The organism is Rhodococcus sp. NPDC059968, from assembly GCF_042738615.1.
In the GTDB taxonomy this organism is placed as follows: Bacteria; Actinomycetota; Actinomycetes; order Mycobacteriales; family Mycobacteriaceae; genus Rhodococcus_F.
On sequence record NZ_JBHWUE010000028.1, the window covers coordinates 30428 to 43633 of the forward strand.

The 13206-nt window shown below is 66.5% G+C and carries 12 protein-coding genes; 9 read left to right on the forward strand and 3 right to left on the reverse strand.

All coding sequences use genetic code 11. The features are described from left to right. Positions 1-113 precede the first annotated feature (113 nt). The 6 genes from ACFWAY_RS22430 to ACFWAY_RS22455 all read left to right on the forward strand — a co-directional run bounded on the left by ACFWAY_RS22430 (position 114) and on the right by ACFWAY_RS22455 (position 7356). The gene (locus tag ACFWAY_RS22430) at positions 114-2228 is read left to right on the forward strand and encodes a hypothetical protein (RefSeq protein ID WP_378512204.1); all 2115 of its coding nucleotides are present in this window, start codon (positions 114-116) and stop codon (positions 2226-2228) included. Further along, the gene (locus ACFWAY_RS22435) at positions 2228-3079 is read left to right on the forward strand and encodes a hypothetical protein (RefSeq protein ID WP_378512205.1); all 852 of its coding nucleotides are present in this window, start codon (positions 2228-2230) and stop codon (positions 3077-3079) included. The genes ACFWAY_RS22430 and ACFWAY_RS22435 overlap by 1 nt, the downstream gene beginning before the upstream one ends. Then, the gene (locus ACFWAY_RS22440) at positions 3076-4677 is read left to right on the forward strand and encodes a peptidoglycan DD-metalloendopeptidase family protein (RefSeq protein ID WP_378512206.1); all 1602 of its coding nucleotides are present in this window, start codon (positions 3076-3078) and stop codon (positions 4675-4677) included. The genes ACFWAY_RS22435 and ACFWAY_RS22440 overlap by 4 nt, the downstream gene beginning before the upstream one ends. 332 nt (positions 4678-5009) lie before the next feature. Next, entirely contained in the window at positions 5010-5597 is a 588-nt protein-coding gene (locus ACFWAY_RS22445; protein ID WP_378512207.1) for a hypothetical protein, read from the forward strand. 13 nt (positions 5598-5610) lie between these two features. Next, positions 5611-6198, forward strand: coding sequence for a hypothetical protein (locus tag ACFWAY_RS22450; RefSeq protein ID WP_378512208.1), 588 nt, complete (start codon positions 5611-5613; stop codon positions 6196-6198). Positions 6199-6315: 117 nt separating this feature from the next. Further along, positions 6316-7356 (forward strand): DUF3068 domain-containing protein, encoded by a 1041-nt coding sequence (locus ACFWAY_RS22455; protein ID WP_378512209.1) that lies wholly within the window; start codon positions 6316-6318, stop codon positions 7354-7356. Here the strand turns inward: ACFWAY_RS22455 and ACFWAY_RS22460 are convergent. After that, a complete protein-coding gene (locus ACFWAY_RS22460; RefSeq protein ID WP_378512210.1) occupies positions 7307-8716 on the reverse strand; it encodes a cytochrome P450 in 1410 nt (469 codons plus the stop codon). The two genes, ACFWAY_RS22455 and ACFWAY_RS22460, sit on opposite strands and share 50 nt — an antisense overlap. Positions 8717-8795: 79 nt before the next feature. Between ACFWAY_RS22460 and ACFWAY_RS22465 the strand changes: the two genes are divergently transcribed. Further along, a complete protein-coding gene (locus ACFWAY_RS22465) occupies positions 8796-9464 on the forward strand; it encodes an ImmA/IrrE family metallo-endopeptidase (protein WP_378512211.1) in 669 nt (222 codons plus the stop codon). Positions 9465-9538: 74 nt separating this feature from the next. After that, positions 9539-10786 (forward strand): DUF6545 domain-containing protein, encoded by a 1248-nt coding sequence (locus ACFWAY_RS22470; RefSeq protein ID WP_378512212.1) that lies wholly within the window; start codon positions 9539-9541, stop codon positions 10784-10786. On the opposite strand, the gene ACFWAY_RS22475 is transcribed toward ACFWAY_RS22470, so the two are convergent. Further along, positions 10674-11129, reverse strand: a complete 456-nt coding sequence (locus tag ACFWAY_RS22475; protein ID WP_378457249.1) for a helix-turn-helix domain-containing protein — start codon at positions 11127-11129, stop codon at positions 10674-10676. The genes ACFWAY_RS22470 and ACFWAY_RS22475 overlap by 113 nt on opposite strands. Before the next feature lie 522 nt (positions 11130-11651). Next, complete coding sequence (locus tag ACFWAY_RS22480) at positions 11652-12083, reverse strand: helix-turn-helix domain-containing protein (RefSeq protein WP_378512279.1); 432 nt, start codon at positions 12081-12083, stop codon at positions 11652-11654. Positions 12084-12449: 366 nt separating this feature from the next. On the opposite strand from ACFWAY_RS22480, the gene ACFWAY_RS22485 reads away from it, so the two are divergent. After that, on the forward strand, positions 12450-13148 hold the full coding sequence (locus tag ACFWAY_RS22485) for a hypothetical protein (RefSeq protein ID WP_378512213.1): 699 nt from the start codon (positions 12450-12452) through the stop codon (positions 13146-13148). Positions 13149-13206 lie beyond the last annotated feature (58 nt).

Consider the following 13206-nt stretch of genomic DNA (forward strand, 5'->3'; position numbering starts at 1 on the left):
CCGCTGGGGCCCCGAGCCGCACAGGTGGACCGTTTCCCTGCTTTGGACTCGCGAGCGACCCGCGCGGGGATCGGGGGTGCGCCGTGAGCCCGTTGCGGCCCCGGGCCGCACGGATGGACCGTTTACCTTTCCCGCGCCGTTTCGGGTGGCGTACGGGGCTGGTAGGGCGTGTTCTGGTGGTGCTGATGCTGGCCGCGGTGTCGCTGATCGGACTCGGTGGCGCTGTGGCATCGGCCGGCGGGTTCGACTGCCAGGACGTCCCGTCACCGGAGTTCCCGAACGAAGTTATCGAGACCACCTTCGACTCGACCAGCGCCGACCGGCCGACCACCGGCGGCACCGGCTATCAGACCTACGGGTGGGCCGGGCTCGAATGGCACACCTACGACCTCGGCTGCGGCGCGGACCTGGTCAAGGCACCTGGTGCAGTCGGCGACACCACCCTGGGCAACACGTTCTTGACCATCGGCAAGTCGATGGCGGCCGCCGCGTTCTGGCTCGACGACCAGACCAAGACCGGCCAGGACGCCACCGAGGCCGGGGTCACGCCCGCGCTGGAGAAGTTCGACCAGATCGTCTTCTCCATCACCGAGGGCATGCGAGGCCTCTACGGGCAGTGGGTCGGCATCGCCCTGGTCGCCGTGGCCGCGATGGTCCTGTGGAAGGCCCTGAAAGCCGACACGGCCGGAGTCACGAAGACCGCGGCGATCGCCGCGGCGGGGCTCGCGCTCGGGGCGTTGATGGTCGGGGCCCCGCAGAAGGCGCTCCAGGTGGCCGACGAGACGTTCGGGTCGCTGATCACCGACACGCAGGACCAGATTTTCGCCGTGCAGTTCGGCGACGACGGAGGCACGCTCGCCGGCGGCAGCACCGACCCCCGAAACGTGCTGATCGACAAGGTCTTCCTCGACGACTGGCGCAAGGGCTGGTTCGGCCAAAACTACGACCCGGAGGACAAGGACCAACTCGGTCCGAAGCTGCGGGATGCGCTGGCGTTCACCTACGACCAGCAGAACACGGTGAAGGACGACCCGAAGGCACAGGCGCAGCTCGCCGAGGAGAAGGCCGACCAGTTCCGCGACATCGTCTCCAAGCTGGAAACCGACTACCAGCTCTCCTACTACCAGTTCCAGGGCAAGGACTCCGGCCGCACCTCCACCGGATTCATGGGCATGATCAAGCTGGCCATGCCATCGCTGCTGTGGATCGGCGCGTCCCTGCTGAAGCTGACCGCGCTGCTGGCGATCCGGTTCGCGGTCCTGTTCGCCCCGATCTGGATTCCGGTCGCGATCGCCTACGGCGGGTGGCTGGCCCGGGTGATGCGCATGCTCGCCTCGGCCTACATGTGGGGCGTAGCCGGCTCGGTAATCGTCGCGCTCTACCTGATGGCGCTGGTCCAGCTCTACGTCAACTCGAACGGGGCCGTCGACGGGTCCTGGCGACTGTGGTTCATGGTGCTGCTGACCGTCGTGTGCTGGGCGATCATGCGGCCGTTCAAACGGATGAGCCAGACGTTTACACAGAACAGTGCGAGCATGGTCAACCGCAAGGCCCGAAGCGCCAAGAAGTCCATCAAACGCAAGGCATTCGACGCTGCGAGCTTCGCGGTCGGCGGGCCGGCGCAGGCGATCGCGGAGAAGGCCACCGAGCGTTTCGCCCGTCGCGGGCGCGACGGACATGAGGACGACGATGGGGCGAGCACGGTCACTCGGCCCGAGGGTCGCGCACTGGGTAACCGCCGCCAGCAGGCGCTCACGCAATCGCGGGCCGATGCCCGGAAGGCGCAGGGGCTGGGCAGATCCGCACGCCCGGGCCAGGCCTCCGACACCGGGACCGAGCGCGATGCACGTCTCGCCGGGATCGCTGCCGTGGCCAGCCGCGACATCGCCCGCGGCAAGGGCGGGGTCGACGATATGGACGCCGATCGCGCAGTCCGCTCCGGCGCCGCGGCGTGGAAAAGGTTCGACCAGAACGAGGCCGACAACCTCGTCCAGGAACGCCGGGCCCGCAAGGAACTGCTGACCGCCAGCGTCGGGCAGCGGTGGGACGGAGGCGACCGCTCGGCCATCGCCCCGATGAAGGTCTACACCCCCACCCGCGGCCAGCGAGGGGCACCTCACGCCACCGCGTCCACGCCGCACCACTCACCGGCGAAGGCGCCGCCGAACGCGAAGGTATGGAACGCCGCCGTCCCCACCCGCACGACACCTGAGGACCGGTACCTCTGATGTCGGCATCTGGACCCAACCCTGTCCTCGCACCGATTCGCCGATGGGTGCTCTACTCCCGCACCCACCTGGCGATCACGGTGGCCGGCACAGTGGCGCTGCTGTTCGCCGCCGGCGCGGTCTTCGGAGAGACCCCTCCGCCGCGGGCAGTCGCCCACGACGCCGACACCACCGTCGAATCAGTCACGCCCACGGAGACGATCAGCTACGACCTCGACGAAGTGAGCGAGTCCCTGGTCGCCGCCAAGACCGCAGCCTGGGCCGCCTACAGCGCGCCCGCCACAGCGATGGCCTACGCGCACGCCTTCGTCAACACCACACCGTCGGATGCGCTGTGGGCCAGCACCATCGGCCGACACACCGCCGACAAGCCGGGAGAATACGTCGTAGCAGCCCGGCCACGGACCCCAGTGGTCATCACCGGACCCACGGTCAGCACCCTCACCGACGGGCCCGACGGCACGAAGACCGCGCGGGTGACCGTTCCGACGCAGGCCGGGGACCTGCGGATTACGGTCACCGTCGACGAGGTCAACGGTGAGAAGCGGTGGGTCGTCGACACTCCCCTACCGACCCTCGACCTCTCCGCGGTCGAGAACATCGCCCCGCCGACCACAGCCACTCCGCGCACGTCGACGCCACCGACCACCACCGCGACCGCGACCGCGACCGCGACCGACACCACACTGCCGCAGCCGATACCGACCTCGAGCCCATCGTCGACGGCGCCGCAGCCGATGTTCGATCTCGACGAGCCGGCAACCGCGCCGAGCCGCGGCAACGACCCGGTACCGGTTCCCGGTCCGATTCCGATCCCGGAACTCGACACCCCGATCCCGGGGGGACGGTGAACATCCGCCGCGCACGGAGGGCGCTGCTGCTCACCGGCGCCATCGGCATCGTCATCGGGACATCGGCCTGCTCACTGGGCGCACCGGTTATCCCGCGAGACCCGTGCCGGACCGTCATCTCCGACAGCACCGACGGCGTCGGGTCGATCACCGAGGACCTGACGCTAACCGTGTCCGGCCCAATCCGGCTGCCGGTCGAACCCGGGACCACCACGTTCACCTCCGGATTCGGTGAGCGCTGGGGAGCCCAGCACCAAGGAGTGGACCTCGCCGGGCCGGTCGGCACGAAGATCCTCGCCGCGCTCGACGGCAACGTCGTCAAAGCCGGGGACTCCGGCGAAGGGCCCGGGGTCGGGTTCGAGCACTGGGTGGTCATCGACTCGAACGTCGACGGCAAGCCCGTGAGCACCGTCTACGGCCACATGTTCGCCAATGGAATTCACGTCAAACCGGGCCAGCAGGTCAAGGCCGGCGACCACATCGCCGACATCGGCAACGCCGGCGGATCGACGGGCCCGCACCTGCACTTCGAGTACTGGCAGGGCGGCCGGTTGCAGGGCGGAACGGCCCTCGACCCCCTCACCGTCCTACCCGACATCGCCAAGCAGAACGGCACCAGTGGAGGCGACCCCAGCACCGCCAGCAGCAGTCCCATCCAACTCGTGGCCGCATCCCGGTCCACGGCTGACTGCTCCGGCTTCAGCATGGCCGGCGGCGGCGAGCTGGCATTCGGGATCGTGCCGGCCGAGTTCGAGCCGTGGCTACGTCGCGCCGGCAGTGTCTGCCCTGAGATCGACGCTCCGTTGCTCGCCGCACAGCTCCAGCAGGAGAACGGATTCCGGCACGGCCCCCATGCGCCGGTGTCGGAGACCGGAGCGCTGGGTCCCGCACAGTTCATGCCCGGCACCTGGGCAACCTGGGGTAAGGACTACGACGGCGACGGGAAGGCCGACCCGAACTCCATCGGCGACGCGGTGATGTCGCAGGCGCACTTCATGTGCGCCCTGTACCAGGACGTTTCCGGTTACATCGCCGGCGGCCAGGCCAGGGGCGACCCCATCGAGCTGACGCTTGCGGCTTACAACGCCGGTCCCGGCGCCGTGGAGAAGTTCGGCGGTATCCCGCCCTTCGCCCAGACCGAGAATTACGTGCCCAAGATCTTGCAGGCCCGTGCAGGGTTCACCAATCCCAATGCTCGCGGCCGATTCATCCCCAACGCGTCGGGTGGCAGCAGCCAAATCGTCACGGCTGCTCGCGAATACCTTGGTACCCCGTATGTGTGGGGCGGTGGCGGAACCGGTGGACCCTCCGGCGGTGGGTTCGACTGCTCCGGTCTGACCTCGTACGCGGTGCACGCGGCCAGCGCAGGCAAGGTCTCCCTCCCCCGCACCTCGGAACAGCAGTGGGGTGTCGGCACCGAGATCCCGATCGACCAGGCCAAGCCTGGCGACCTCGTCTTCGGCAGCTGGGGCCCGAACGGGCCTGGTCACGTGGGTATATACGTGGGCACCGGTCAGATGATCCACGCCCCGACGCCGGGCGATGTCGTCAAGGAAGCTCCACTCCAGGAAGGGATGAAGGCCCGTCGCGTGATGTAGGGGAACGTGCCATCTCCGCAGAAATAGGTTCTCACACTACTTTTTGCTTTCACACCGATTCTTAGTCAATCTTACGTTTACGCAGAACGGGTGGGAATCTGCGCAGATTGTACGGCACTCCCGACTAGCTTGCGAAATTTACCGAGCGGGTCACGGGGAGGAATTCTCCTCCCGCCCCACCCTTGTCGGGTGTTTCGCCTCCGCCGCACGATGCACCATGAGCTGCCGTGATCGATGTCGTATCCCCGCTCCGGACCACCCATTCGGAGTACGGGGGACGTGTCATTTATCGTGGTGAATGGCCAAATTCGGCCACTGGGAGGGAGAATGATGTGAGGGCGCGAAAGCTCGTCATCGTGGTTCTGGTGGTCGCTGTCATCGGATTCCTGGCCTACACGTATCTCTCCCGAACCAACGATGACGAGGACTCGGCGAGCGTGGCGGCGTCGACGACCACCCGCGCGCCCACGACCACGCCGGCCATGCCGCTGGCCGATGTCGAGACCGCCGATCTGCCGACTGCCTCCCGCGACGCTGAAGAGGCCGCTCGACAGGGTCTGACCGTGGCGTTCACCTGGTACCCGGCCACCGACACCACCCAGAACGACGCATATGGGCGGGCCCGAAACTGGCTGACCGGCAAGCTCGCCGACCGCATGATCATCGATGCCCGCACCGAGCGCGGGCCTGGCGTGCAGTGGGACGAGTGGGCGCAGCAGCAGGCAAAGGTCATCGCCGACGTCAGCGTCGAATGCTCCGGCTGCCCCGAGGACACCGACACCGCCGTCCACCGCGTGGCCACCATCAAGCAGACCGCGGTCGCCGGCAGCAAAACCGATACGGTCAAACCTGACACCACGGTGTGGGTCACCGTTGTCCGCGAGGGCGACCACTGGCTCATCGACGACATACGCTACTGACCCGGAGGACCCCGTGACTCGCAAGAACGTTGCCGCAGTCCTGATCCCCGCATTTCTCGCCGTCGTCCTGACCGCATGCAGCAGCGATGAGTCGACGACCACCACCCCCGCCAGTGCACCGATAGTGTCCACGACGGTGTCTGTGTTCGGCACCGACGAGTTCATCGCCAACCGGCTGCGCCGCTCATCTACAACGATCGTCGAGACAGTGGAGGAACGCGGCGGCACACCAGAACAGGCAATCGCTGCTCTCGTGTCCAGCGAAGCCGAGACGGGCTGGCAATCCGGACTGCGGATGTCCCCGCCGGCAACGGACATCCGGGACATCTACGGCTGGCGGCTCAAGTACAACCTTCCGGCCGACTCCGCTGAGGTAGTCGTCGCCGCCACCAACACATTCATGGACAACGCCGCCACCGCCACCGTCACCGCCAGCGCCGACGACCCGGCTGCCTACGCCCTCGCGGTACAGCAGGCAGATCCACGTGGGTACAACGAGAAGGAGCACTTCTACAAGAAGGGTGAGACCGCAGCCACCGAGTACGGAGCCGCCCTACCCAAGGCCCAAGCCGCATACGCCGAACTCCGCGGAGCGCAGTAGATGCCGCACCCACGCCCTACAGGGGACGTGTCATCTTGCAGGTCAACTGAACTATCCGCTGCCGGTCGACGAGTACTTGGCGACAACACCGCAGCAGAGCAATGATCCGAGGTTTCAATGCAGTCCCGCTTCCGTACCGTCCTACCGAGCGTGCTCGTAGGGGTGGGCGTCTTCCTTCTCACCATTGCCGTGTTGGTCCCGACCTACGCAGCCCCTCGGATCAAGAAGCTGCCCCTGGACCTGGCTGTCACAACGATTTCCACTGCCGAGGCGACGGTCGTCGACTCGGTCGCGCTGGCGATGGGTCGTCCGAAGGTCGAGACCGGTGTTCCGGTCATCGCGCAGCGCCATGTGACGGTGCAGGATCCGGTCGACTCGGAGATGGCGACGATCGAGGCCGGATTGACGATCCGCCGGACCGACAAGAGCGGTGACTCGGGCCTGCTCAGCGCCAGCATCGACCGGGTCTCGGTGGACCGGGCCACCGGGATGCCGACCGGTGATGTCGCGACGATCCAGACCAGTCCGACCGAGTCGGCTGTCGAGGTGCCGAGGGAAGGGCTTCAGTACAAGTTCCCGTTCGGAGTGGAGAAGAAGAGCTACTCCTACTTCGACCTGAACATGCGCGAGAGCTTCCCCCTCGACTTCGTCGACGAGACCGAGATCGAGGGCATGCCGGTCTATCACTTCAGCCAGACGGTCGGACCGTCGGACACGATCAACGCGCTCGGCGCCCCGGGCACGGAACTCACGCTGCCCGGCACCACGTGGGGAATGGACACCCCGGAACCGGTGACCATGCACCGGATCTACAGCACAGTTCGCGACCTGTGGGTCGAGCCCGTGACCGGCCTGGTACTCGACGGCCGCGAGAGCGTGCGGCAGGCATGGGGGCGCACGTCCGACGACCAGTACCTGATGCCGTTCCTCGCGATGACCACCGGATTCGACGAAGCAACGCGGGCAGAACAGGTCGACATGGCGACGCAGTATCGACGGATGATCCAGTGGGGCATGGTCTACGGACCGATCGGCGCAGGCGTCCTCGGGGCAGCGCTGCTCGGGGCAAGCGTCGCGCTCGGTGTTCGGGGCCGGCGGGGTCCGGCGGCTACTTCGCCGGGGCTGGAGCCGACGCGTCTGCTCCAGCCCGCCGAGTGATCGAGAGCCGGAACCCGGCCGGCTTGAGCGTCATCTGCTCCGCGATGTCGAGCGTGTAGTCGGGGTCGGCAGCGAAGTCGTAGCGGTGCAGGATCGTGGCGAGCGCCAGGATCATCTCGTGGTAGGCGAACTGCCGACCGATGCAGGCGCGGAGGCCGGTGCCGAACGGCTTGTACCCGTGGCCGGGCCGCGCCCGAACCTCCTCCGACTGGAAGCGGTCCGGCCGGAACTGGTCGGCGTCGTCGCCCCACACTGCCGGATCGCGGTGTACCTGTTGCAGGACCACCATCAACCACTCCCCCTGCTTGAACGGGTAACGGCCATCGAGCACGGTGTCCTGTTTGGCCTCACGGAAGTAGCCGGGCGAGGCCGGCCACAGCCGCATCGTCTCGTCGATCACCCGGCGCACGGTCCGCAGCTTCGCGACCTCCTCGAACCGCACCGCGGCGTCCGTCGACCACAGCTCGTCGACCTCGGCGCGCGCCTTCGCCGCCTCGTCCGGGTGGGTGGCCAGCAGGTACAGCGCGAAGGACAGTGCCGAGGCGGTGGTCTCGTGACCGGCGACGAGGAAGGTCAGGATCTGGTTGCGGACGTTGCGGGCGTCGAGCTGCTCGCCCGTCTCCGGGTCCTTCGTGGTGAGCATGAGATCGAGCAGGTCGCGCGGCTCGTCGTGCGGGTTGGCCTGCCGGTCGGCGATGACGTCGTCGACGACCTTGAACATGTAGTCGACGTTGCGCTGGTGCTGGCGGGTTCGCCCGGTCAGGGCGTCGACGACCTTGCGGCCCGGGACCGGGACGCCCTGGGCCTGAACGTATTCGAGCATGTCCTTTAGCGCGGGCAGGAACGGGTCGACCTCGCTGCGGCCGAACGAGTCGAACCGGTAGCCGAATCCGCAGCGGCCGATCGTCTCCAGGGCGAGCTTGGTCATCTCGGCCGCAACATCGACGTCCCCGGAGGCCCCGTCCCACGCACTGCACATCTCGTCGACGACCTGGACCATCGTGTCGTGGTACGAGCGCATCGACGACTGGGTGAACGCCGGCGCGAGGATCGCGTGGGCCTTGTGCCAGTTCGGCTCGTCGTTGTACGCGGTGAACAGGCCGTCCTCGGCGATCGGGCGCAACAGCTGAAGCGGCCGCGGCACGGCCTTCTGCCAGGTCGCGTCGTCGTTTGCCTCGTCGGCGATGTCCGCGCCGCCAACGAAGGTCAGCCGCATGCCGAGGATCCGCCGCTGGTAGATCGGGCCGATCTCGCCGAGAATCCGGGCGGTGTTCTGCATTGGCTTGACGGGGTCCAGACCGATGATGTCGCCGATCAACGGCACTCGCTTCGGCGGATGGGGCGGGCGTAGGACACCCATCGGTGGCTCCTTCGGTCGGGGTGGAGCGCTCGTCATCCGAACAACGGGCTGGCCGAGCAGGTCGTTGCAGTGTAAGTGTATGAGCCCCGACCGCTTCAGTTCGTTCGCAGGGCTAGACTTCATCGGGTCCAGAACCGCCAGTTCGGAGGGCTGCGGTTTCATCACATCGCATCGGGGGTGCTTGATGCGCAGTAAAGTACCGGCGCGCGCGGATACAGGCGTGCGTGGGCAGCTGTTGCCTGTGGTCGCCAGTCTCGGGCTTTCACGGAAATGGTCGGTCAGCGAGGCGATCGCCGCCGCGAGCCGGGTGACCGGCCGCAGGATCGTCGTCGAGACGATGGACCCGGCCGTCTATGCGGCGCAAGGCGGTGCGACGGCATGCGGGATGACCGTACGCAACTTCGGTGTCGACACGATCTACCTGCGGCCGACGAATTCGCTCGCGCAGAAGAAGCAGAATGTCGGCCACGAACTCGGTCACATCGTGCTCGACCACCTGGAAGCACCGATCGAGACCGAGCACTTCGACGCGCACGAGTTCGCCAGCCAGCTGTTGGGGATCGACATCCCGCGCGATGTGACGGCGAGGGCGCTCGCACGCGTGAACTCGATGTTCTCGATCCCGGATGCCAAGCCCCGGTTCGGCACTCGGAACGAATTCGAGGCCGAGGTGTTCGGCACGCTGCTGGTGATGAAGCCCGACCTCCGTGCTGCGCGTGAGCGGCCCGCGGCGTTCAGGTTGTTTTGAGAAGCATTCACAGACCCGCGCACTTCCGGCTACGTCGACTCTCCGACGGGGACGGTCCTCGGCGAGTTGCGCAGGTGAGCACCATCCTGTTGGCGGTCTTCGCGCTCGTCGCCGTCATCGTGCCCTCGCCGTACCGCCCCGTGTCGGACCTCCTATGGGACGCTGGCTACGTCCTCATGGTCGCGATCATCGGCCTTCGGCTACTGCTGGTGAACGACCTTCCGTTCGACCGGACCAGCAATCGCGCGGCCGCAGCAGCCGGCTTCGTTGTTGTCCTGTGCGATCCCACCGTCGCGCTGCTCGTCAGTCATGTGCTCCCTGGGGGCGCTCCCCAACTCACCGATCTGTGGCACGCGATCTTCATCTACACCTGTTTCGTCCTGATCGCCCTCGTGCTCCAGTTGGATCGGCCGGAGGAGGACGGCACGCGCCGAATAGGTCTCGGGTTCTACGCGATGCCGGCCGCGATCGTCGCGGTGCTGCTGGCGCTCAGCTACCCCAGCGTCGCGAGCGGACGGGAGATGTACCAGAGCCCCGACTGGAGGTTCGCGGCCTACTTCGTCACCTACGCGCTCGTGCCGATCGCGCTGTGCGCCGTCGCTCTGTGGGTGTTCGCGTGCCAGGTCAAGCGAACGGAGGGCATGAGGGACTGGCTCGGAGTCGGGGCGATTCTGGCGTGTGGGCTGATTGGTGCCGTCAGTGTTGCGAGCATCGCATTCGGCGCCGTCATGATGGCGCGCGGCACGGCCAGCAGGGAACTGGCGTCGGCCACCATCTCGCGCGTGCACGGCCTGTTCATGCTGCCCTTTGTTCTCGTGGTGCTGTTGTCGTTCCTTCCGAGCCTGAAAGACGCTCTTCAGCGGTGGTGGATCGAGCGTGAGGTTCAGCTTCTGCGGCCGATGTACGAGGACTGCACGGGGGCCATCCGCGATGTTGTGCTCACATTGGAAGATTCCGAGTTCGACGCTGAGGAAGAGCTGCACCGCATGAAGGTCGAGATCGCCGACGCGCTGCTCGAGCTCACCCCTCGAATCGAACCCCTACCCGACTCGGTGCATACGAAGAAGCGAGGCGGGTACCTAGGACGGTATGCCGTCGAACTGGTGTTGACTACGCGAGCGATAGCAGCAGGCGAAGAACGTGAAGTTACTGACCGAACGCCGCCCGCGGATGTGGATCCGTCACGGATTGCCGAGCACTGGCTGAAGGCTAGGAAGATGGCCGATCGGATCGGCGAGGGCCATCGGGCATCCGCTCCAGAAGCTCCAGCAGCGCCTCAACCGCATCCGGACCGAACTGAGTTCCGTCAGCCCCAGCCTTGATCCCCCGAGCGGCCACACTCGTCACACCGGTGCGTTGCAGCTCCGCGACCAGGCGGGCGTGCCGCTCGATGTCGTCCTGGGTGTAGGCGGGCCTCTCGCTCGGTGTGCCGCCGGCGAGCACCGACGCTGCACTGCCGGGCGCCCAATCGAGCCCCTGGTCGATCTTCGCCAACGTCGTACCCGTCGGGCGCGGCTTCAGGCCCCGCTCAATACGGGTGAAGCTCTTCGGACTGGGGCCACCACGCTCAGCAACTTGCTCCTTCGTCAGAGCCAGCTCCTCACGGCGCGCGGACATGAACGTGCCCAGCCGTACGATCTCGGGACTGCTCAGAACATCACCCATGACCAGGGATAGTACAGGCGTCAACCCCCAGGTTGTGCGCCACGACCGTTTGCAACCCGCAAATTAACCGACACATGGTCTTTGTTTTCCCGATTTTATTCCGATACGGTGGCCATCATGCGTCCAGGAAATCCACCTGGGCCGGGCGCCGAACCGTCGGCGCACCTCCGGCCTTCGTTGCGAGCACTGCGGGTCGACCGCAAGGTCGTCATGACTGGAACTCGCCCGCTGTCACCAGAGGAGCCTTGTGGCTACGCCGGCGTGCCGGGCTCACAGGTCTCGCGCACGCTTGTGGGCAGCACGAAGCGCATCCGTCGCAATCCCCCAGGACCGAACAGAGCCTCGCCGCCACCTCATCGGCCAAGCGAGCTTCCCCCCGCTCAATCGCGCCGACCATTGCGGTGCTCACACCAGCTTGTGCGTCGAATGAACACTCACATCGCTTACTGCACCACCACGGTCGCCAACACCCACGCACCGTACGACTCGAACCGTTCTCTTCGCATCCGCGACGCCCGAGGGCTATGCAGGAGCGCCGGCGGCGCGGGTTCGCACCCGCTCGTAGCTTGCTCGCAGCTCACTCTCTGTAATTCCGAGCGCATCGGAGAGCTTCGCAGCGACGTTGCCAGACAACGAGATGACTCCACGTTCGACACTGCTGACGATCTGCGTGGCTACGCCCGCCTTCGCCCCGAGCTGGGGTTGCGTAAGCCCCAGGAGCACCCGCCAATCCCCCGGGTAACGCTCATCTGCCGGAATGTATACGACATCGGCAATCTCGACCCCCAGCGCTTCGACGACCTTGGCGAGCAGGTCAACCTGCGGAGAGGTTTCCCCTTGCTCCCATCGTCGAATCGTGTCCGCTCCTATGCGTGCGACACGGGCCGCTTCCATTTGGGATATACCCGCGGTACGCCGCGCTTCGCGCAGAGACACGGGACTGAACCCGCGCATAACACGTCGGCTCACAGACCGAGTCCTCCTAGAGAAGTCATCATCGCTAGACACTGTGCAGTCCTCTCGATACGATGCGCACATCTGAATGTGATTAAACAAGTATGAATAGATGCCAGGAGATGTGGGGGAATGTCAGTCAGAAGTGAACGATCCCCCGGCTGTTAGCGCAGCCGGGGGACCATCCAGAGCAGCAAGTCGACTGTTAGCTCAGTCGGACAAGCCATGAGACCAGCGGGTTAGCGGCCCGCGGCCTCGAATGCAGATCGGAGCCTGCAAATGAACACGTTAGATGGTGCTGGTGCTCTACGCCTAGCGACTGCAAGTTCTCATGCTGGTCGGGAGAAGGTCGACGGGCACGATCGCGTGACCGACGGCCCTCGCCGCGAGACCCTGGCCAAACACCGTCCGAACCATGACCACACGGCCTGCACGGCATGTGGGTTCGTCTACACCCCTGCCCGCCCGCTGTGCCCGTCCGTCGCTGGCGCTCTGCGCGAGCTGTCCACGGGCGCCCTCCGGCCCCAGGACCTGTCTCTGGGCCACTACACGACCGGTCGGCTCCGCGCGATGACGCGCGAGCACACCGGCGAGGGCCGGTGCCGGCGGTGCGGGTTCGTCTACGCCGGTCAGGTGCGTCTATGCCCGACGTCGCGGCGGATCACCGCCGAACTCGAGACTCGCGGCAAGGCACCCGTGACCCAGCCCCACACAGGTCAGGGGCTGTGCGCAGGTAAGGGCTCCGGTTGGACCGTCACCAGCACAAAGGCCGCGGTGTGGAAGCGTGCGATGGCGGCCTGCTCGGTGTGCCCGCTGCTCGCGCAGTGTGAGACGCAACTGGAGGACAGGCTCGCTTCCGGTGTGAAGGTCCGCGAGCAGATCATGGCCGGACGCCTGTTCACCGTCACCGGCCGCGAGGTCGAAGCCGCTGGGGTTGATGCGTTCGCAGTTGCCCGGGGGCGGACGAAGAAGAAGCAGCAAAAGCCCCGGGCACCAATCCCGGCCCCTGCTGCTACTCCGGCTCCGGCGCGGCAGCTCTCGCTCTTCGAGAACGGGGCGGCATGACGGTCCGCTCGGGTTTCGGCCTGTTCGACGCACTCGCACAGAATGCCCTCAAACTACC